Raw genomic sequence first — 19,176 nt, forward strand, 5'->3', positions numbered from 1 at the left:
AGCGTGTCGGCGTGAGCAGCCCGCAGTACTCGCAGTACGGGACGGCGTACGAGCCCTACGGCCCGACCGAGCCGTACGACCCTCCGCCGTACCCCGCGCCCGGTACGGCGCAGTCGCCGTACGGCGACCTCCACCACGAGGACACCTACCGCCCCGCCTACGAGACGCCCGGGTCGACGCTGCCGCACCAGACGGTCCCCGACGCGCGCGCCCTGGCGGGCCGCCGGGCCGCGCGCCGGCGCCGGACGCGGTACACCGAGCGGCCGGACAGCGCGATGCGGCGGCTGCTCCCGCAGGCACTGGTGGTGGCGTTCCTCGCGGGCGGCACCAGCGCCTTCGTCGCCAAGGACAAGGCGATCGAGCTGACCGTCGACGGCACCCCGCGCACGCTGCACACCTTCGCCGACGACGTCACCGAACTGCTCGCCCAGGAGGGCGTGGCGGTGGGGTCGCACGACGTCATCGCGCCCGCGCCCGGCGAACGGCTCTCCAGCGGCGACGAGGTCGCGGTGCACTACGGCCGTCCCGTGCGGCTCACCCTCGACGGGCAGCGGCGCGAGGTGTGGACCACCGCGCGGACCGTGGAGGGGGCGCTCGAACAGCTCGGCGTGCGCGCCGAGGGCGCATACCTCTCCACCTCGCGCTCCCGGCGGATCGGCCGCGAAGGGCTCGCGCTCGACGTGCGCACCGAGCGCTCGGTGACCGTCATGGCGGACGGGCGGGCCCGGACGATCCGCACGAACGCGGCGACCGTCGGCGAGGCCGTCGAGGAGGCCGGCGTCACCCTGAGCGGCATGGACACGACCTCGGTGGCCCCGGGCAGCTTCCCGCGCGACGGGCAGACCGTCACGGTGCTGCGGATCACCGGCACCAAGGAGATCCGCGAGGAGCGCATCCCCTTCCGCGAGAAGCGCGACGACGACCCGTCCCTGTTCAAGGGCACGGAGGTCGTTGAACAGGCGGGGGTGCCGGGCGTCCGCCGGGTCACCTACTCCCTGCGCACCGTCAACGGCGTCAGGCAGAAGCCCCGCCGCATCCGGACCGAGGTCGTCCGGGAGCCCCGCGACCAGGTGGTCAAGGTCGGCACGAAACCGATGCCCACATCCGTACAGGGCGCCGACCACCTCAACTGGCAGGGCCTGGCCCACTGCGAGTCGGGCGGCCGCCCGAACGCGGTGGACCCGTCGGGGACGTACGGCGGCCTCTACCAGTTCGACACGAGGACCTGGCAGGGCCTGGGCGGCTCCGGCCGCCCCCAGGACGCCCCGGCGGCGGAGCAGACGTTCAGGGCGAAGAAGCTGTACGTACGACGGGGTGCGAGTCCTTGGCCGCACTGCGGAACCAGGCTGCACGGACCCACCTAGTGAGCTGGTCTGGAGATTCGTGTGCAGTAGCGGCAGATGCGGTCGATGATCTGGTCGGCGGTCTTGGTCCAGTGGAAGGGCCGGGCGTTGATGTTCCAGGTCTTGATCCAGGCTTCGAGTGCGGCCTTGAGCTCGTCGAGCGAGCAGAATGTGCCGCGCTCCAGGCAGCGTCGTTCCAGCTCGGCGAACCACCGCTCGACCTGGTTGATCCAGGACGAGTAGGTCGGGGTGAAGTGCAACTGCACGCGGGGATGTTCGACCAGCCAGCGGTGCACCACGGGCGCCTTGTGGGCCGAGAGGTTGTCGCAGATCACGTGGATCGCCGGGCCGGGCCCGGTCTGGCGGTCGATCTCGTCGAGGAAGTCACGGAAGTCGACCGCCCGGTGCTGCGCGGACAGATGACCGATCACCTTGCCGGTGGCCGTGTTCAGCGCGGCGAACAGGTCCACCGTGCCGTGCCGGACGTAGTCGAAACTGCGCCGCTCGGGCGTGCCGGGCACCATCGGCAGCACGGGCGCGGTCCGCTCCAGCGCCTGGATCTGCGGTTTCTCGTCCACCGCGAACACCGCGGCATTCGCCGGCGGCGCCAGATACAGACCGACCACGTCCCGGATCTTGTCGAGCAGCAGCGGGTCCGGGGAGATCTTGAAGTCCTCGACGCGCCACGGCTGGAGGCCGAACGCCCGCCAGATGCGGTGCACGCTGGTCGGTGAGATCCCCACCCGCTTGGCCAGTTCCCGCTTGGACCAGTGCGTCGCGCCCTCGGGGACTTCTTCCAGGGTGCGCACCACCACCTCCTCCACCTGAGCGTCGGTGATGGTGCGCGGCACTCCGGGACGCGGCTCGTCCGCCAGGCCATCCAGCCGGTCCCGCAGGAACCGGGCCCGCCACGTGTTCACCGTGGAACGGGCCACCCCCAAATCCCGTGCCACGGCACTGTTGGACTGCCCCGTGGCACACGCCAGGACGATCCGCGCCCGCTGGGCCAAGCCCTGAGCGGTCTTCCGGCGGTTCGCCCATCCCTCAAGCATCTGCCGCTCGTCCTCAGACAGCACGAGCGGGTCTAACCGCGGTCCAGGCACACACCCATCAGACCGCAGAACTCAAGACCAGGACACTAGGGGCGCGGGGCCGTATCGAGGTGCGGCTCCGCCAGGTGGGCGCGCTCGACCCTCACCGGCCCGCAGCTAGGCTGTCCACGTGACCAGCCCCTCCTCTGACGCCCTCCTCGGTGCCGCGGACATCCGCGAACTGGCGGCAGCTCTAGGCGTACGCCCCACCAAGCAGCGCGGCCAGAACTTCGTGATCGACGCGAACACGGTCAGGCGAATCGTCCGCACCGCCGAGGTGAAGCCCGACGACGTCGTGGTGGAGGTGGGCCCGGGTCTCGGCTCACTCACCCTCGCCCTCCTGGAAGCGGCGGACCGGGTGACCGCGGTGGAGATCGACGACGTACTCGCCGGAGCGCTCCCCGCCACCATCGCCGCCCGCATGCCCGACCGCGCGGACCGCTTCCAGCTGGTGCACTCCGACGCCATGCAGGTCACCGAGTTGCCCGGCCCCGCGCCGACGGCACTCGTCGCGAACCTCCCCTACAACGTCGCCGTCCCCGTCCTGCTGCACATGCTCGCCACCTTCCCGAGCATCGAGCGCACCCTCGTCATGGTCCAGGCGGAGGTCGCCGACCGGCTCGCCGCGGCGCCCGGTTCGAAGGTGTACGGCGTCCCGTCCGTGAAGGCCAACTGGTACGCCGAGGTCAAGCGGGCCGGGTCGATCGGCCGCAACGTCTTCTGGCCCGCGCCGAACGTCGACAGCGGGCTGGTCGCGCTCACCCGCAGGACCGAGCCGATCAGGACGACCGCGTCCAGGGACGAGGTGTTCGCCGTCGTGGACGCGGCCTTCGCCCAGCGCCGCAAGACGCTGCGGGCCGCGCTCGCCGGGTGGGCCGGTTCGGCGGCGGCGGCCGAGAGCGCGCTCGTCGCGGCCGGGGTCTCGCCCCAGGCCCGCGGGGAGGCGCTCACCGTGGAGGAGTTCGCGCGTATCGCGGAGGCCGCGTCGTCCGGGGGACAGGCCCCCGCGTCCCCGAAGGAGCCGGTCGAGCAGTGAGCGTCACGGTCCGAGTCCCCGCCAAGGTCAACGTCCAGCTCGGGGTGGGCGCCGCCCGCCCCGACGGCTTCCACGACCTGGCCAACGTCTTCCTCGCGGTCGGCCTCTACGACGAGGTGACCGTGACGCCCGCCGACGGGCTCCGGGTCACCTGCGCGGGGCCGGACGCCGGTCAGGTCCCCCTCGACCGTACGAATCTGGCGGCCCGCGCGGCGATCGTGCTCGGCGAGCGCTACGGCATCGAGCCCGCCGTGCACCTCCACATCGCCAAGGACATCCCCGTCGCCGGCGGGATGGCGGGCGGCAGCGCGGACGGCGCCGGTGCGCTGCTGGCCTGCGACACGCTGTGGGGGACCGGCGCCTCCCGGGAGGAACTGCTCGACATCTGCGCCGAGTTGGGCAGCGATGTGCCCTTCAGCCTGGTCGGCGGGGCCGCGCTCGGGACGGGCCGGGGCGAGAAGCTGCGCGCCCTCGACACCGGCGGCGGCTTCTCGTGGGTGTTCGCGATGGCGGAGCGGGGGCTGTCGACCCCGGCCGTCTTCCGCGAGTTCGACCGGCTCACCGAGGGCCTCGACGTCCCGGAGCCGGTCGCCTCGGAGGAACTGCTCGACGCGCTCGCGAAGGGCGACCCGGACGCGCTCGCCGCGGCCGTCTCCAACGACCTCCAGCCCGCCGCCCTCTCGCTCTTCCCGGAACTCGCCGACACCCTGGCGGCAGGAGGCGCGGCGGGCGCCCTCGCCGGGCTCGTCTCGGGCTCGGGGCCGACCACGGCGTTCCTCGCCCGTGACGCCGGTTCGGCGACGAAGATCGCGGACGCGCTGCGGGCCTCGGGGACGTGCCGGACGGTGCGTACGGCGGCGGGGCCGGCGCCGGGTGCGACGGTGATCGGCGGAGCCTGAGCGGGCGTCCTCCGCCGCGGGGAGCGGGCCGGACGGACGCGGGGCGCGGGGACGCCCGTGCGCCCGACTACCCTGGAGGGTCGATCGATCCCCCTGGGCAGGAGCAAAATGGCCGTCAATCTGGTCAATGTCGAGAACGTCAGCAAGGTGTACGGCACCCGTGCCCTGCTGGACGGTGTCTCGCTCGGCGTCTCCGAGGGCGATCGCATCGGCGTCGTGGGCCGCAACGGTGACGGCAAGACCACCCTGATCCGCATGCTCGCCAAGCTGGAGGAGGCCGACACCGGGCGCGTCACGCACTCCGGCGGACTGCGGCTCGGGGTCCTCACCCAGCACGACTCCCTGGACCCCACCGCCACCGTCCGGCACGAGGTCATTCGGGACATGGCCGACCACGAGTGGGCCGGCAACGCCAAGATCCGCGACGTGCTGACCGGACTCTTCGGCGGGCTCGACCTGCCCGGCTTCCCGCAGGGCCTCGACACCGTCATCGCACCGCTCTCCGGTGGCGAGCGCCGCCGTATCGCGCTGGCCAAGCTGCTCATCGAGGAACAGGACCTGATCGTCCTCGACGAGCCCACCAACCACCTCGACGTCGAGGGCATCTCCTGGCTCGCCCGGCATCTGCGCGAGCGCCGCTCCGCGCTCGTCTGCGTCACCCACGACCGGTGGTTCCTCGACCAGGTCTGCACCCGCATGTGGGACGTGCAGAAGGGCGACGTCTTCGAGTACGAGGGCGGCTACTCCGACTACGTCTTCGCCCGTGCCGAGCGGGAGCGGATCGCCGCCACCGAGGAGACCAAGCGGCAGAACCTGGTCCGCAAGGAGCTGGCGTGGCTGCGGCGGGGCGCTCCCGCCCGTACGTCCAAGCCGCGCTTCCGCGTCGAGGCGGCCAACGAACTCATCAAGGACGTGCCGCCGCCCCGGGACAGCAGCGAGCTGATGAAGTTCGCGTCCTCGCGGCTGGGCAAGACCGTCTTCGAGCTGGAGGACGTGAGCGTCCAGGCCGGGCCCAAGGTGCTGCTGAAGCATGTGACCTGGCAGCTCGGTCCCGGCGACCGGATCGGTCTCGTCGGGGTCAACGGCGCGGGCAAGACCTCGCTGCTGCGGGCCATGGCCGAGGCCGCGCGGAGCGAGGGGGAGACGCAGCCGGTGGGCGGGAAGGTGGTGGTGGGCAAGACCGTCAAGCTCGCCTACCTCTCCCAGGAGGTCGCCGAACTCAACCCCGCGCTGCGGGTGCTGGAGGCCGTTCAGCAGGTCCGGGAGCGCGTCGACCTCGGCAAGGGGCGCGAGATGACCGCCGGGCAGCTGTGCGAGACGTTCGGCTTCAACAAGGAGAAGCAGTGGACGCCGGTCGGCGACCTGTCCGGTGGTGAGCGGCGGCGGCTCCAGCTGCTGCGGCTGCTGATGGACGAGCCGAACGTCCTCTTCCTCGACGAGCCGACCAACGACCTGGACATCGAGACGCTGACCCAGCTGGAGGACGTCCTCGACGGCTGGCCCGGCTCGATGATCGTCATCTCCCACGACCGGTTCTTCGTCGAGCGGACCACCGACCGGGTCTTCGCGCTGCTCGGGGACGCGAGCCTGCGGATGCTGCCGCGGGGCATCGACGAGTACCTGGAGCGGCGGCAGCGGATGGAGGAGGCTGCGGCCGCCTCTTCCCCGGCCCCGGTGAAGGCCGTACCGGAGAAGAACGCCGCCGATCAGCGGGCCGCGAAGAAGGAGCTCCAGAAGATCGAGCGGCAGCTGGACAAGATCTCCGACCGGGAGGCCAGGCTGCACACGCAGATCGCCGACAACGCCACCGACTTCGCGAAGGTGGCCACCCTCGATGCCGAGCTGCGGGATCTCGTCGGGGAGCGGGAGGAGCTGGAGATGCGGTGGTTGGAGCTTGCCGAGGACGCGTAGGTGGTCGGTGGGGGGTGTGGGTGCGGGTACCGGGGAGTGCGGGTGCGGGTGCCGGTGTGTGGAGGTGCCGGTGTGAAGGTGCCGGTGTGTGGAGGTGCCGCACATCGGCCTCGAACTACAGGAAAGCCGGGAATTCAGCTCTTCCGGGACACTTCTCACCGGTAGGGGAAGCGCAACGTCGAACTAGCGTGTAGCTTCCGGGGGCATGAAGGGCGGGGCGCTGGGAGAGGGCCTCTGTCCGTGCGGATCAGTGGGCATCCATAGTGGGGCCTTCACACGGATCCATGGGGGGACTGGGGGGTTGCTCGATGGGAGTTCGGCTCATGGTGGTCGACGACCACCGATTGCTCGCCGAGGCGTTGGCCTCGGCGTTGAAACTGCGCGGGCACCGGGTGCTCGCGGCGGCGGCGCCTGCCGCGGGGGCGGCGGAGCTGGTGATCAGCCGGGCACCCGAGGTGTGCCTGCTGGGGACGGCGACTCCGGCCGAGCCGGGGATGTTCGACCCGGTCGTGAAGATCAAACGGGAGCGGCCGCAGGTGGCTGTGCTGGTGCTGGGTCCGGTGCCGAGCCCTCGGGGGATCGCGGCGGCGTTCGCGGCGGGGGCGTCCGGGTATGTGCGGCATGACGAGCGGATCGAGGGTGTCGAGCGGGCGATCATGAAGGCGCGGGCGGGGGAGGCGGCGGTTGCTCCGCAGTTGCTCCAGGGGGCGTTCAGCGAGCTGCTGAATCCGGCGGCTCAGCCGGATGACGAAGGGCAGCGGTTGTTGCAGATGCTGACGCCTCGGGAGGTCGAGGTGCTGGTGCGGGTGGCTGACGGGGAGGACACGCGGTTGATCGCCGCCGGGATGGGGATAGCGCCGTCCACTGCTCGGACGCATGTGCAGCGGGTGTTGATGAAGCTGGGGGTGGGGTCTCGGTTGGAGGCGGCGGCGTTGGCTGCTCGGACGGGGTTGTTGGATCGGGCGTCGGCCTCCGGCGGTTGAGCCGTATTCGTCTGCGGGTTCGGTGGGGGCGGGCGTTTTTGCGCAGTTCCCCGCGCCCCTGGATGCCTGCGGCGGCCTGCTCGGCTTCGGTGGGGGCTTGTGTAGCGCGTTGCGTTCGGTGGTGGGGTCGGGGCCGGGGTGGGGGGTATCCGTCCTCGGTCCGGCGGCTCGGCCACTTGAGAAGTTCTCGGTAACGGACGCCGGCCGCTGCGGGCGGACACCCCCCACCCCGTCCCCTGCGCGCCGTACGCGGCTTGAGGAGCGTCCACATGGCCCACCCAGGGGCGCGGGGAACTGCGCGACCAGCCACGACGGAGCCGCACCCGCCCCACGACCGAACCCGGCATCACTCCTCCGCAGGACCCTCCGACCGCACCGGCGCCGCAGGCCTCAGCTTGAGCCAGAGCAGGAAGAAGATGCCCAGGGCGAGCATCCCCAGGCCGGTCCAGAGGTTGATGTTGACTCCCTCGGCCTTGGAGAGCGTGGCGTCGGAGGGGTTGATTCCGGCGATCGTGACGATGATGCCGTAGAGGACGAAGAGGCCGCCGATGATGCGGCGCAGGTCGAAGATGCGGGCCGCCGTGGCGGACTTGGCCTGGAGTTCGGTGACTTCGCGCTGGACGTCGTGTTCGGACATGGTGGGTCAGGCCTCCGGGGTCAGAACGAGAACGGGATGTAGCAGGCGGCGGCCAGGACGACCGCGCCCCAGCCCAGCAGGGCCGGCCTGCGGTACCAGGCGTCGTCGCCGGCGGCCGGTGCCTCGGACATGCCGGGGGACGTCGTGCCGTAGACCAGGCCCTGGAGTTCCTCGGCGGGCTTCGGGGAGGTGAAGAGGGACACGGCCACCATGACGACGGCGCCGGCGACGAAGCCGACGATCGCCGAGACGAAGTTGGCGCCCTGGTCGGTGGGGATGCCGATGACGCCCTGCTTGTAGATCCAGAAGTAGTTCACCATCGCCGCGACCGTGCCGGCGAGCAGTCCCCAGAAGCCGGACTTCGCCGACGCGCGCTTCCAGAACATGCCGACGACGAAGACGACGAACATCGGCACGTTGAAGAAGGAGAACAGGGTCTGGAGGTAGCTCATGATGTTGGAGAAGGAGGAGGCCAGGAAGGCGGTGCCGACCGAGGCCGCCACTCCGATCACCGTGATCAGGCGGCCGAAGCGGACGTAGTACTCGTCCTCGCGGCCCCGGACCACGTACCGCGACCAGATGTCGTTCGTGAACACCGTGTTGAAGGACGAGACGTTGGCCGCCATGCCCGCCATGAAGGCCGCGAGCAGGCCCGTCACCGCGATGCCCAGGACGCCGTTCGGCAGGAGCTGTTCCATCAGGTACGGGATGGCGTCGTTGTACTGGTAGCCCGACTCGGTGGTGCCGAAGCCCGGGATCAGGGCCGCCGCCGTCAGGCCCGGGATCATCACCAGGAAGACGATGAAGATCTTGGGGAACGCCGCGATCAGGGGCGTGCGCTGGGCCGCGCTCAAGTTCTTGGCCGACAACGCCCGTTGGACCTCCGCGAAGTTCGTCGTCCAGTAGCCGAAGGACAGGACGAAGCCGAGGCCGAGCACGATCGTCAGCCAGTTCGCGCCCAGCGGGTTCGCGCTGCCGATGCCCGTGCCGCCCCACGCCGTCGTGAAGTTCGCTCCGTGTTCCGCCGTCAGTCTGTCCGTCAGGCCGTCCCAGCCGCCGACCTTCTTCAGGCCGAGGACGACCAGGGGGATCAGGGCGGCCAGGATCACGAAGAACTGGAGGACCTCGTTGTAGATGGCGGAGGAGAGGCCGCCGAGGGTGATGTAGGCGAGGACGAAGGCGCCCGCGACCACGATGGCCACCCACTGCGGCCAGCCCAGGAGGGCCTCGACGACGATGGCCAGGGCGTAGAGGTTGACGCCCGCGATCAGGATGGCCGCGAGGGCGAACAGGGCCGAGCTGAGGAGGTGGGCCCACTTGTCGAAGCGCAGGAGGAGCATCTCGGGGACCGAGCGGACCTTGCTGCCGTAGTAGAAGGGCATCATCACCAGGCCGAGGAAGACCATGGCCGGGATGGCGCCGATCCAGTACCAGTGCACCGTGTAGGCGCCGTACTGCGCGCTGTTGGCGGCCATGCCCAGGATCTCCGTCGCGGCCAGGTTGGCCGAGATGAAGGCGAGACCCGTGATCCAGGCCGGCAGGGAGCGGCCGGAGAGGAAGAAGTCCAGGCTGGTCTTGACCGAGCGGCGGGCCGCGAAGCCGATCCCGAGGACGACGACGAAGTAGATGCCGAGGATCGTGTAGTCGAGCCAGTTGGTGGGGAGTCTCAGCTCTGCCGCGAGGTCTGAGGGATATGCGATGTATGCACCTTGTGTGGGGGTTTGCATAGTCAGCAATTGAACACCTCGACTGATGCGCTTTGTTTGATTCTGATGTTGACGTCGGTGGGGGGTTATGGTTACTTGTGTTTAGTTATGTTTGAGTGAAGGAGTCCAGCGGTGAAGAAGACCTCGACCCGGCTGGCCGACGGTCGCGAGCTCATCTACTACGACCTGCGGGACGACACCGTCCGCGACGCCGTGGACCGGCGTCCGCTGGAGCGGACTGTCACCACGTCCGAGGTTCGTCGGGATCCGCTGCTCGGCGACTCCGTGGCCATCGCCTCGCACCGGCAGGGGCGCACCTACCACCCGCCCAAGGACGAGTGCCCGCTCTGCCCGTCGCAGGGTGAGCGGCTGAGTGAGATCCCGGACTCGTCGTACGACGTCGTGGTGTTCGAGAATCGTTTCCCCTCGCTGGCCGGCGACTCGGGGCGCTGCGAGGTCGTCTGCTTCACCTCCGACCACAACTCCTCCTTCGCGGATCTGACCGAGGAACAGGCGCGGCTGGTGCTCGACGCCTGGACCGACCGGACTTCGGAGCTCTCGCATCTCCCTTCCGTCGAGCAGGTGTTCTGCTTCGAGAACCGCGGTGCCGAGATCGGTGTAACCCTGGGTCACCCGCACGGCCAGATCTACGCCTACCCGTTCACCACTCCGCGCACCGCGCAGATGCTGCGCTCTCTCGCGACTCACAAGGAGGCGACCGGAGGCGAGAACCTCTTCGACGCCGTCCTGGAGCGCGAACTCGCCGACGAGCGGGTCGTCCTGGAGGGTGAGCACTGGGTCGCCTTCGTGCCCTACGCGGCGCACTGGCCGTACGAGGTGCATCTGTATCCGAAGCGCCGGGTGCCGGACCTGCTCGGCCTCGACGAGGAGGCCCGCACAGAGTTCCCCAAGGTCTATCTGGAACTCTTGAGGCGCTTCGACCGGATCTTCGGAGAAGGTGAGCCTCCTACGCCTTACATCGCCGGCTGGCATCAGGCGCCGTTCGGTGCGCTGGAGGAGTTCGAGGGCGTCAACCGTGACGACTTCGCGCTCCACCTGGAGCTTTTCACCATTCGCCGTACGTCCGGCAAGCTGAAGTTCCTCGCGGGCTCCGAGTCGGGCATGGACGTCTTCATCAACGACATCCGACCGGAGGCCGCGGCACAGCGACTGCGAGAGGTAGCGAGTTCATGAAGTACCTGGTGACAGGTGGCGCGGGGTATGTCGGCGGGGTCGTGGCCCAGCACCTGCTGGAGGCCGGCCACGAGGTCGTCGTCCTCGACAACCTCTCCACCGGCTTCCGCGAGGGGGTGCCCGCGGGCGCCACTTTCATCGAGGGCGACATCCGCGACGCCGCCAAGTGGCTCGACTCCTCCTTCGACGGCGTGCTCCACTTTGCCGCGTTCTCGCAGGTCGGCGAGTCGGTCGTGAAGCCCGAGAAGTACTGGGACAACAACGTCGGCGGCACCATGGCCCTGCTCGGCGCCATGCGCGAGGCCGGTGTGCGCCGACTCGTCTTCTCCTCCACGGCCGCCACGTACGGGGAGCCCGAGGAGGTGCCGATCGTCGAGTCGGCGCCGACCCGGCCCACCAACCCGTACGGCGCCTCGAAGCTCGCCGTCGACTTCATGATCACCAGTGAGGCGAACGCCCACGGGCTCGGTGCCGTGTCCCTGCGGTACTTCAACGTCGCCGGGGCGTACGGCAACCAGGGCGAGCGGCACGACCCCGAGTCGCACCTCATCCCGCTGATCCTCCAGGTCGCCCAGGGCAAGCGGGAGGCGATCTCCGTCTTCGGCGAGGACTACCCGACCCCGGACGGCACCTGCGTGCGCGACTACATCCACGTCGCCGACCTCGCCGACGCCCACCTGCTGGCCCTGACGGCCGCACAGCCCGGCGAGCACCTCATCTGCAACCTCGGCAACGGCGAGGGCTTCTCGGTCCGCCAGGTCATCGAGACGGTCCGCGAGGTCACCGGGCACCCGATCCCCGAGGTCGTGGCCCCCCGCCGGGGCGGCGACCCGGCCACCCTGGTCGCCTCCGCGGCCACCGCCCGCGAGAAGCTGGGCTGGAACCCGTCCCGCGCGGATCTCGCGGGGATCGTCGCGGACGCCTGGGAGTTCGCTCAGCACATCGCAAGGGAGCAGTAGTGGAGCAGGTGCAGCGCGGTTTCGTGGAGCTCTACGGAACCGAGCCCGAGGGCGTCTGGTCGGCGCCGGGGCGCGTCAACCTCATCGGTGAGCACACCGACTACAACGACGGCTTCGTGATGCCCTTCGCGCTGCCGCACACCGCGGTCGCGGCCGTCTCCCGGCGCGAGGACGGCGTCCTGCGGCTGCACTCGGCCGACATCGAGGGCGGAGTCGTCGAGCTGCGACTGGACGACCTCGCCCCCGAGACCGACCGGGACTGGACCGCCTACCCGGCCGGTGTGGTCTGGGCGCTGCGCGAGGCCGGCCACCCGGTCACCGGCGCCGACGTCCACCTCGCCTCCACGGTCCCGGCGGGCGCGGGCCTGTCCTCGTCGGCGGCCCTGGAGGTCGTGATCGCCCTGGCGCTCAACGACCTCTACGAACTGGGCCTCCAGCGCTGGCAGCTGGCCCGGCTGTGCCAGCGCGCCGAGAACGTCTACGTCGGCGCCCCCACCGGGATCATGGACCAGACCGCGTCCGCCTGCTGCGAGACCGGGCACGCCCTGTTCCTGGACACCCGGGACCTCTCGCAGAAGCAGATCCCCTTCGACCTCGCCGCCGAGGGCATGCGCCTGCTGGTCGTCGACACCCGCGTCAAGCACGCCCACAACGAGGGCGAGTACGGCAAGCGCCGCGCGGGCTGCGAGCGGGGCGCGGCCCTGCTCGGCGTCGACGCCCTGCGGGACATCCCCTACGGCGAGCTGGACGCGGCCCTCGCGCGGCTGGGCGACGACGAGGAGGCCGTACGCCTGGTCCGCCATGTCGTCACCGAGGACGAGCGGGTCGAGAAGGTCATCGCCCTGCTGGAGTCGGGCGAGACCCGGGCGATCGGACCGGTGCTGGTGGCCGGCCACGCCTCGCTGCGCGACGACTTCCGGATCTCCTGCCCGGAGCTGGACCTGGTCGTCGACACCGCCCTCGCCTCCGGCGCCCTGGGCGCCCGGATGACCGGCGGCGGCTTCGGCGGCTCGGCGATCGTGCTCGCCGAGGCGGCCGACGTGGACACCGTCACCAAGGCGGTCGAAGAGGCGTTCGCCGCCGCGGGGTTCACCGCTCCGCGGGTGTTCGAGGCGGTGCCCTCCCCGGGGGCCCGACGCCTGGTCTGAACCCCGGCCGACCCCTGCTTTGCCCGGCTTGATCCGATCTTGGGGAAAGCCGGGCCTCTCCCTGGCAGACGCCCCAGTAGCGTCGGAGCGTGAGTCGAGGGCACCACCGCATCCTGTCGGCGATCGGCATCGGCTGTTATGTCCTCGCCGCGATCGCCGGCCTGTTCCTGCTGGCGGACGACCACGGCTACGGCCTCCTCGTGCCCCTGTGGATCGCCCACGGCGTGCTCCTCGCCGTACTCCTGACCAAGCTGTGCGCGGGCGAGTCCGGCCTGCCCGCCGCGCTGTTCGTGGTGGGCGCCTCCCTGACGGCGGTGTACTTCGCCGACCTCGTCCACGACGACCTCACCCTGGAGCGCCGCGGCGAACGCGTCAACGCCACCGTCGTACGGGAATGGCGCGCCTCCGACCAGGGACAGCAGGAGAACACCTACGACTACGCCCTCGCCCGCCGCGACGGCACCAGGATCGCCGGACCCGCCCTCCAGACCCGGTCCGGCCGCTTCGCCGTCGGCCAGCGGATCACCGTGCTCGTGGACCCCGAGGGTCTGCTGCGCCCCAGGACGCCCGGTGACGCGGACGCCACCGCGGGGGTCCTGGGCGTGGGCGCGTTCGCGCTGGTCGCGCTCGGCATCGTGGCCGGGACGGCCCGCCGGGGCGCGGTCGCCGCCCGGCGGCGCGAGGAGCGGATGCGGCTGGACGAACAGGAGCACACGCTCCGCGAGGCCCTGCGCACGGCCGCCGCCGACCCGAACGGCTTCGTCGAGGTGCACCCCGAGCACTACCCCGACGTCTCCTACCGCCGCGCCGCCGGGATCGCCCGGGAGATGGGCCTGGAGGAGGGCGACCCGGGCTCCTGGCGCTTCAGGGGCTGACCAGCCGCTTGGTCAGCGTGTACTCCGTGACGCCCGGCGGGTAGTCCGGGATCACGCACACCACCTCGTACCCCTGCTTTTGGTAGAACCCCGGCGCCTGGAAGTCCCAGGTCTCCAGGCGTACGGCGGTGCAGCCCCGGTCGCGGTGCGCGAGCCGTTCCGCCGTCGCGAGCAATTGCGAACCGAGCCCGGTGCCACGGTGGCGTCCGTCGACCCAGAGGTACGTGACATGCAGCCAGCTCGTCCAGGTGTGGCCGACGAGTCCGCCCGCGAGATCCCCGGTCGGGCCCAACGCCCAGACGTGGAGCGGAAGTTCGCGTTCACCTGGGGTTCCGCGCAGCGCGCGGAGCACCGGGGAGGCCGCCGTGTTGGTCTCCAGCAGACGTTTGCGGAGCAGATCTTGCCGGGCTTTGTCGACTTCTGTCTCCAGACGAAACATGCGGCTCACCATAAACGCACCGGACAGCCAGTTCTGCAAATAACCTTCCGCTCCTGCCCCCCGGCCGTACCCTGATGAACAGCACCGGTGGGGGCCGGTGCTGATCAGGGGGCGAGACAGTCGGGTACGGCGCCCGAAGTGGGGGTAGCAGTTCTTGCGCGGCGGCGGCCGTGCGGCCATCGTGCTTCGGGCGTCGTACCCGCGCCGGTGTCGTCTCCCGAGTCGTCCTCAGACGAAGACGATGGGGTATCCCCTGCTCTTCGAGAGCTTGGGGAAGGGGGTTTCGTGGTTCGCATCCGAGTCCTGGTCGTCGACGACCATCGCATCTTCGCCGAGTCGCTCGCCGCCGCGCTGGCGGCCGAGCCCGACGTGGAGGTCTCCGCGGCCGGCAGCGGTCCCGCCGCGCTGCGCTCGCTGGAGCGGGCGGCAGCCGAGGGGCGCCGTTTCGACGTGCTGCTCGTCGACGCCGACCTGGGCGGCAACGTCCAGGGCATCAGGCCCGCCGTGTCCGTGCCGGACAGCGGCGAGGACGGGCTGGTGGACGGCATCTCGCTGGTCGCCGGGGTCCGTACGGCACAGCCCGCGGTCCGGATCGTCGTGCTCGCCGAGAAGGACGACCCGCGGCGGGCCGCGCTCGCCCTCCAGGCCGGCGCCTCGGGCTGGGTCGCCAAGGACTGCTCGCTGTCCCGGCTGCTCACGGTCATACGAGGGGTCCTGCGCGACGAGACCCATCTGCCGCCCGCCCTGCTCACGGGCGTACTGCGGGAGCTCACCGCGGCCCGCAAGCACCGCACCGAGAGCGAGCGGCTGGTGGAGTCCCTGACACCGAGGGAGCGCGAGGTCCTGCGCTGCATGGTGGCGGGGCTCGGCCGCAAGGCGGTCGCGGAGAGACTGTTCCTCTCCCCGCACACCGTCCGCACCCACATGCAGAACGTCCTCGGCAAGCTGGGCGTCCACTCCACCCTGGCCGCGGTCGCACTCGCGCGCCGCGCGGGCGTGGGCCCCGTCGACCTGGCGGGGGATGTCGTCGAGCGGGGCGGTCAGCTGGCGTAGGGGGGCGACGGTGACGCCGTAAGGGGCGCGGGGCTGCATCAACATGCGGCTCCGTCGCGCGGCTCTCCCCGCGGAGCGCCTAGCCGGGGATGTTGTCGAACGGCGCGGTCAACTGGCGCAGCAGACCGGCCAGTTCCCCGCGCTGGGCGCGGGACAGCTCGGCGAGGATCGCGCGTTCCTGTTCCAGCAGACCGGCGAGGGCCTGGTCCGCGCGGTCCTTGCCGTCCTCCGTGAGCCTGACCAGCACGCCCCGCCGGTCGCTCGGGTCGGGCAACCGCTCCACCAGGCCCTTCTTGGCCAGCCGGTCGATGCGGTTGGTCATGGTGCCCGAGGTGACCAGGGTCTGCGTCAGCAGCTGTCCGGGGGAGAGCTGATACGGCGTCCCCGCGCGCCTGAGCGCGGTCAGCACGTCGAACTCCCAGGGCTCCAGGCTGTGCTCGGCGAAGGCCAGCCGGCGTGCCCGGTCCAGGTGCCGGGCCAGTCTGCTCACCCGGCTGAGTACTTCCAGCGGCTCCACGTCGAGGTCCGGGCGCTCCCGGCGCCACGCAGCGACCAGCCGATCGACCTCGTCCTCCATGACGATCAGTGTAGTGGTTGTGTCGACGTGAAGTCTCTTGAAGTCGAGTCTCTTGACATCAAGATAAAATCAGGGGGACAGTGGGTCCCATGACGACCTGGGACCCCGCTCAGTACCTCCGCCACGCAGGACACCGCGCCCGCCCCTTCACCGACCTCCTCGCCCGCGTCCCCGACCTGCCCGGCGAGCGGCCCGTGATCGCCGACCTGGGCTGCGGCCCCGGCAACGTCACGGCGGTGCTGGCCGAACGCTGGCCCACCGCCCGCATCACCGGCTACGACAACTCCGCCGAGATGCTCGACAAGGCGCGGGTCGAGTACGCCGGCCCCACCCCCGGCGGCGGCAGCCTCGACTTCGCCCACGCGGACGTCCGCACCTGGGCGCCCTCACAGCCGTACGACCTCGTCGTCAGCAATGCGACGCTCCAGTGGGTCCCCGGGCACGTGGACCTCTTCGCCGGCTGGATCGCCGGGCTCGCCCCCGGCGGCACCTTCGCCTTCCAGGTGCCCGGCAACTTCGACTCCCCGAGCCACCGCCTGATGCGCGAACTCGCCGGGTCCGCGGGCCTCGCCGGCACCCTGCGCCACGCGGACGCGGTCCTCGCGCCCCAGGACTATCTGGCCGCGTTGGCGGACCTCGGCTGCGAGGTGGACGCCTGGGAGACGACGTACGTCCATGTCCTGCCCGGCGAGGACCCGGTCCTCGACTGGGTCAAGGGAACGGGCCTGCGCCCGGTCCTGACCGCCCTCGCCGACGACCCGGCGGCCCGCGAGGACTTCCTGGCCCGGTACCGGGCGGCCCTGCGCGAGGCGTACCCGGCGGGCCCGCACGGTACGGCCTTCCCGTTCCGCCGGATCTTCGCGGTGGCCCGGAAGGCGGCCTGATGCTGCTCGCCGTGGACCACGTCCAACTGGCCGCCCCACCGGGCTCCGAGGACCTGCTGCGGGCGTACTACACCGACGTCCTCGGCATGACGGAGATCCCCAAGCCGCCGGAACTCGCGGCGCGGGGCGGGTGCTGGTTCCGGGCCCGGGGCGTGGAGCTGCACCTCGGCATCGAGCAGGACTTCCGCCCCGCGCGCAAGGCCCACCCCGGGCTGCGGGTCACCGACATCTCGGCGTACGCCGCCCGGCTGGAGGCGCACGGTGCCGCGGTCGAGTGGGACTCGGCGCTGCCGGGCCGACGGCGGTTCTACTCCCACGACCCGGTGGGCAACCGGCTGGAGTTCCTTGTTTGACCGGAGCCGCCCGGGTCACCCGCAGTGATGACAGCGGAGTCGCAATCGCTGGGAGTGAGAACGGTGGCAGGAGACCAGAAGGCCAAGGCCAAGAAGGAACAGGCCAAGGGCAAGGCCAAGGAAGCCATGGGCCGTGCGGTCGGCAACGAACGCATGGAGGCCGAGGGGCGCGCCCAGCAGTCCAAGGGGGACGCCCGGCAGGCGAAGGAGAAGGCGAAGGACGCGTTCAAGCACTGATCATCAAGCAACTGATCGTCAGGCACTGATCGACGTCACAGGGCGCCGCGGGACTCAGCTCTTGCGGCGCCCTATCAGTCGCGGTTTCGCCTCCAGGCCGTCCAGGCCGTGCCACGCGAGGTTCACCAGGTGCGCCGCCACCTCCGCCTTCTTCGGGCGGCGCACGTCCAGCCACCACTGGCCGGTCAGGGCGACCATGCCGACCAGGGCCTGGGCGTACAGCGGAGCGAGCTTGGGATCGAAGCCGCGCCTCTTGAACTCGCGGCCCAGGATGTCCTCGACCTGGGTGGCGATGTCCGAGATCAGCGAGGCGAAGGAGCCCGTGGACTGGGGGATCGGGGAGTCGCGGACCAGGATGCGGAAGCCGTCCGTGTACTCCTCGATGTAGTCGAGGAGCGCGAACGCCGCCTGTTCGCATAGTTCGCGGGGGTGGCCGGCGGTCAGACTGCTCGTCACCATGTCCAGCAGGCGCCGCATCTCACGGTCCACCACCACCGCGTACAGGCCCTCCTTGCCGCCGAAGTGTTCGTACACCACCGGCTTGGAGACCCCGGCCTTCGCGGCGATCTCCTCCACCGACGTGGCCTCGAAACCCTTTGCCGCGAAGAGCGTGCGACCGATCTCCAGAAGCTGCGCGCGGCGCTCGGCACCCGTCATCCGGGTGCGCCGGGGACGCCGCGCCTTCGCCTCGTTGCTCGGGGTACTGCTGGAGTCGGTCGCCACGGCGTCCATCATGCCGCCTCGACGGTCTCCGTCCCGCGTCGGGAGCCGTCCCCGTCCGTGTTCCGGCGGGAATCGATACGTGAGCGTGACGGCCAGCGCACGTCGTACGCCCAGCCGGCCAGCTCGAACCAGCGGATCAGCCGCGCCGAGGAGTCCACCTGCCCCCGCATCACCCCGTGCCGCGCCGACGTCGGGTCGGCATGGTGCAGGTTGTGCCAGGACTCACCGCAGGACAGCACCGCCAGCCACCACACGTTGCCCGAGCGGTCCCGCGACTTGAAGGGCCGCTTGCCGACCGCGTGGCAGATCGAGTTGATCGACCAGGTCACGTGGTGCAGGAGGCAGACCCGGACCAGGGAACCCCAGAAGAAGCCGGTGAACGCGCCCCACCAGGACATCGTCACCAGACCGCCGATCAGGGCGGGCAGGGCGAGGGAGAGCATCGTCCACAGGAGGAACTGGCGGGAGATCGCCCGGATCGCCGGGTCCTTGATCAGGTCCGGCGCGTACTTGTCCTGCGGGGTCCGCTCCTCGTCGAACATCCAGCCGATGTGCGCCCACCACAGGCCCTTCATCAGCGCCGGGAGCGTCTCACCGAAGCGCCACGGCGAGTGCGGGTCGCCCTCGGCGTCGGAGAACTTGTGATGCTTGCGGTGGTCGGCGACCCAGCGGACCAGCGGGCCCTCGACCGCCATCGAACCGGCGAGCGCCAGCGCGATCCGCAGCGGACGCTTCGCCTTGAAGGAACCGTGGGTGAAGTAGCGGTGGAAGCCGATCGTCACACCGTGACAGCCCAGGTAGTAGAAGAAGACCAGCAGACCGAGGTCCAGCCAGCTCACGCCCCGGCCCCAGGCCAGCGGTACCGCCGCGAGGAGGGCCAGGAAGGGGACGACGATGAAGACGAGAAGGGCCAGCTGCTCGATGGACCCTTTGCTGTCGCCGCCGAGGGTCGCCGAGGAAGTGGGGGTGTCGTCGGGCGCCTTCGGGGCGTCTGCGATCACATCGGAGCGCGTGGTCATGGGCGTCCCCTGTGGGGTTCGAGGGTTGAGTCAGGTGCCGGGCTGCGGGAATCCTGCCCGGGTTCCGTTACAGCGGACCCTACGGTTCCGTAACCTACGGCGTCGTAAG

The 19,176-nt window shown here is 70.7% G+C and carries 20 protein-coding genes; 13 read left to right on the plus strand and 7 right to left on the minus strand.

The window, feature by feature from the left end:
* The first annotated feature begins 11 nt into the window (after window positions 1–11).
* Window positions 12–1,364, plus strand: a complete 1,353-nt coding sequence (locus G3I78_RS29580) for a ubiquitin-like domain-containing protein (RefSeq protein ID WP_343243878.1) — start codon at window positions 12–14, stop codon at window positions 1,362–1,364.
* On the opposite strand, the gene G3I78_RS29585 is transcribed toward G3I78_RS29580, so the two are convergent.
* Entirely contained in the window at window positions 1,361–2,395 is a 1,035-nt protein-coding gene (locus tag G3I78_RS29585; RefSeq protein WP_164430019.1) for an IS630 family transposase, read from the minus strand. The genes G3I78_RS29580 and G3I78_RS29585 overlap by 4 nt on opposite strands.
* A gap of 169 nt (window positions 2,396–2,564) precedes the next feature.
* Here G3I78_RS29585 and rsmA point away from each other — a divergent pair, with 169 nt between their 5' ends.
* The 4 genes from rsmA to G3I78_RS29605 all read left to right on the plus strand — a co-directional run bounded on the left by rsmA (window position 2,565) and on the right by G3I78_RS29605 (window position 7,263).
* Window positions 2,565–3,470: a 16S rRNA (adenine(1518)-N(6)/adenine(1519)-N(6))-dimethyltransferase RsmA gene (gene rsmA / locus G3I78_RS29590; protein WP_164430020.1), complete on the plus strand. Its 906-nt coding sequence runs from the start codon at window positions 2,565–2,567 to the stop codon at window positions 3,468–3,470.
* Window positions 3,467–4,369 carry a 4-(cytidine 5'-diphospho)-2-C-methyl-D-erythritol kinase gene (locus tag G3I78_RS29595; RefSeq protein ID WP_164430022.1) on the plus strand — a complete coding sequence of 301 codons (903 nt, stop codon included), beginning with the start codon at window positions 3,467–3,469 and terminating at the stop codon, window positions 4,367–4,369. Before rsmA ends, G3I78_RS29595 begins: the two co-directional genes overlap by 4 nt.
* Window positions 4,370–4,477: 108 nt before the next feature.
* Window positions 4,478–6,280: an ABC-F family ATP-binding cassette domain-containing protein gene (locus G3I78_RS29600; RefSeq protein ID WP_164430024.1), complete on the plus strand. Its 1,803-nt coding sequence runs from the start codon at window positions 4,478–4,480 to the stop codon at window positions 6,278–6,280.
* A gap of 308 nt (window positions 6,281–6,588) precedes the next feature.
* On the plus strand, window positions 6,589–7,263 hold the full coding sequence (locus tag G3I78_RS29605) for a LuxR C-terminal-related transcriptional regulator (RefSeq protein ID WP_164430027.1): 675 nt from the start codon (window positions 6,589–6,591) through the stop codon (window positions 7,261–7,263).
* Between the two features lie 346 nt (window positions 7,264–7,609).
* Here the strand turns inward: G3I78_RS29605 and G3I78_RS29610 are convergent, their stop codons facing one another.
* Together G3I78_RS29610 and G3I78_RS29615 are read right to left on the minus strand one after the other, a co-directional pair.
* A complete protein-coding gene (locus G3I78_RS29610; RefSeq protein ID WP_164430028.1) occupies window positions 7,610–7,900 on the minus strand; it encodes a hypothetical protein in 291 nt (96 codons plus the stop codon).
* A 20-nt stretch (window positions 7,901–7,920) separates the two neighbouring features.
* Window positions 7,921–9,627 carry a sodium:solute symporter family protein gene (locus G3I78_RS29615; RefSeq protein WP_164430339.1) on the minus strand — a complete coding sequence of 569 codons (1,707 nt, stop codon included), beginning with the start codon at window positions 9,625–9,627 and terminating at the stop codon, window positions 7,921–7,923.
* A gap of 111 nt (window positions 9,628–9,738) precedes the next feature.
* Between G3I78_RS29615 and galT the strand changes: the two genes are divergently transcribed.
* The 4 genes from galT (at window position 9,739) to G3I78_RS29635 (ending at window position 13,782) form a co-directional block, all read left to right on the plus strand.
* Entirely contained in the window at window positions 9,739–10,800 is a 1,062-nt protein-coding gene (galT, locus tag G3I78_RS29620) for a galactose-1-phosphate uridylyltransferase (RefSeq protein ID WP_164430030.1), read from the plus strand.
* Window positions 10,797–11,759, plus strand: a complete 963-nt coding sequence (gene galE, locus G3I78_RS29625; protein ID WP_164430032.1) for a UDP-glucose 4-epimerase GalE — start codon at window positions 10,797–10,799, stop codon at window positions 11,757–11,759. The genes galT and galE overlap by 4 nt, the downstream gene beginning before the upstream one ends.
* Window positions 11,759–12,907 carry a galactokinase gene (gene galK / locus G3I78_RS29630; RefSeq protein ID WP_164430034.1) on the plus strand — a complete coding sequence of 383 codons (1,149 nt, stop codon included), beginning with the start codon at window positions 11,759–11,761 and terminating at the stop codon, window positions 12,905–12,907. The genes galE and galK overlap by 1 nt, the downstream gene beginning before the upstream one ends.
* An 89-nt stretch (window positions 12,908–12,996) precedes the next feature.
* The gene (locus tag G3I78_RS29635; protein ID WP_164430036.1) at window positions 12,997–13,782 is read left to right on the plus strand and encodes a hypothetical protein; all 786 of its coding nucleotides are present in this window, start codon (window positions 12,997–12,999) and stop codon (window positions 13,780–13,782) included.
* Here G3I78_RS29635 and G3I78_RS29640 read toward each other — a convergent pair.
* Window positions 13,772–14,233: an N-acetyltransferase gene (locus G3I78_RS29640; protein WP_203615694.1), complete on the minus strand. Its 462-nt coding sequence runs from the start codon at window positions 14,231–14,233 to the stop codon at window positions 13,772–13,774. The two genes, G3I78_RS29635 and G3I78_RS29640, sit on opposite strands and share 11 nt — an antisense overlap.
* Before the next feature lie 273 nt (window positions 14,234–14,506).
* Between G3I78_RS29640 and G3I78_RS29645 the strand changes: the two genes are divergently transcribed.
* Window positions 14,507–15,274, plus strand: coding sequence for a response regulator transcription factor (locus G3I78_RS29645; RefSeq protein ID WP_164430041.1), 768 nt, complete (start codon window positions 14,507–14,509; stop codon window positions 15,272–15,274).
* Between the two features lie 79 nt (window positions 15,275–15,353).
* On the opposite strand, the gene G3I78_RS29650 is transcribed toward G3I78_RS29645, so the two are convergent.
* Window positions 15,354–15,851, minus strand: a complete 498-nt coding sequence (locus G3I78_RS29650; RefSeq protein WP_007382615.1) for a MarR family transcriptional regulator — start codon at window positions 15,849–15,851, stop codon at window positions 15,354–15,356.
* An 89-nt stretch (window positions 15,852–15,940) separates the two neighbouring features.
* Between G3I78_RS29650 and G3I78_RS29655 the strand changes: the two genes are divergently transcribed.
* The 3 genes from G3I78_RS29655 (at window position 15,941) to G3I78_RS29665 (ending at window position 17,325) form a co-directional block, all read left to right on the plus strand.
* A complete protein-coding gene (locus G3I78_RS29655; RefSeq protein ID WP_164430043.1) occupies window positions 15,941–16,735 on the plus strand; it encodes a trans-aconitate 2-methyltransferase in 795 nt (264 codons plus the stop codon).
* Window positions 16,735–17,088 (plus strand): VOC family protein, encoded by a 354-nt coding sequence (locus tag G3I78_RS29660; RefSeq protein WP_164430045.1) that lies wholly within the window; start codon window positions 16,735–16,737, stop codon window positions 17,086–17,088. The genes G3I78_RS29655 and G3I78_RS29660 overlap by 1 nt, the downstream gene beginning before the upstream one ends.
* A 63-nt stretch (window positions 17,089–17,151) precedes the next feature.
* Entirely contained in the window at window positions 17,152–17,325 is a 174-nt protein-coding gene (locus G3I78_RS29665) for a CsbD family protein (RefSeq protein WP_164430047.1), read from the plus strand.
* Between the two features lie 54 nt (window positions 17,326–17,379).
* Here G3I78_RS29665 and G3I78_RS29670 read toward each other — a convergent pair whose 3' ends face one another.
* Together G3I78_RS29670 and G3I78_RS29675 are read right to left on the minus strand one after the other, a co-directional pair.
* Entirely contained in the window at window positions 17,380–18,060 is a 681-nt protein-coding gene (locus G3I78_RS29670) for a TetR/AcrR family transcriptional regulator (RefSeq protein WP_164430049.1), read from the minus strand.
* Window positions 18,057–19,067, minus strand: a complete 1,011-nt coding sequence (locus G3I78_RS29675; RefSeq protein WP_164430051.1) for a fatty acid desaturase — start codon at window positions 19,065–19,067, stop codon at window positions 18,057–18,059. Before G3I78_RS29675 ends, G3I78_RS29670 begins: the two co-directional genes overlap by 4 nt.
* Window positions 19,068–19,176: the final 109 nt, after the last annotated feature.

This window comes from Streptomyces sp. SID13726 (genome assembly GCF_010548375.1).
Lineage (GTDB): Bacteria > Actinomycetota > Actinomycetes > Streptomycetales > Streptomycetaceae > Streptomyces.

Excerpts from the sequence above, each read along its gene's own strand:
- G3I78_RS29585 (WP_164430019.1), bottom strand. The coding sequence starts at position 2,395 with ATGCTTGAGGGATGGGCGAACCGCCGGAAGACCGCTCAGGGCTTGGCC.
- G3I78_RS29600 (WP_164430024.1), top strand. The coding sequence starts at position 4,478 with ATGGCCGTCAATCTGGTCAATGTCGAGAACGTCAGCAAGGTGTACGGC.
- G3I78_RS29605 (WP_164430027.1), top strand. The coding sequence starts at position 6,589 with ATGGGAGTTCGGCTCATGGTGGTCGACGACCACCGATTGCTCGCCGAG.
- G3I78_RS29610 (WP_164430028.1), bottom strand. The coding sequence starts at position 7,900 with ATGTCCGAACACGACGTCCAGCGCGAAGTCACCGAACTCCAGGCCAAG.
- G3I78_RS29615 (WP_164430339.1), bottom strand. The coding sequence starts at position 9,627 with ATGCAAACCCCCACACAAGGTGCATACATCGCATATCCCTCAGACCTC.
- galE (WP_164430032.1), top strand. The coding sequence starts at position 10,797 with ATGAAGTACCTGGTGACAGGTGGCGCGGGGTATGTCGGCGGGGTCGTG.
- G3I78_RS29640 (WP_203615694.1), bottom strand. The coding sequence starts at position 14,233 with ATGGTGAGCCGCATGTTTCGTCTGGAGACAGAAGTCGACAAAGCCCGG.
- G3I78_RS29650 (WP_007382615.1), bottom strand. The coding sequence starts at position 15,851 with ATGGAGGACGAGGTCGATCGGCTGGTCGCTGCGTGGCGCCGGGAGCGC.
- G3I78_RS29655 (WP_164430043.1), top strand. The coding sequence starts at position 15,941 with ATGACGACCTGGGACCCCGCTCAGTACCTCCGCCACGCAGGACACCGC.
- G3I78_RS29660 (WP_164430045.1), top strand. The coding sequence starts at position 16,735 with ATGCTGCTCGCCGTGGACCACGTCCAACTGGCCGCCCCACCGGGCTCC.
- G3I78_RS29670 (WP_164430049.1), bottom strand. The coding sequence starts at position 18,060 with ATGATGGACGCCGTGGCGACCGACTCCAGCAGTACCCCGAGCAACGAG.
- G3I78_RS29675 (WP_164430051.1), bottom strand. The coding sequence starts at position 19,067 with ATGACCACGCGCTCCGATGTGATCGCAGACGCCCCGAAGGCGCCCGAC.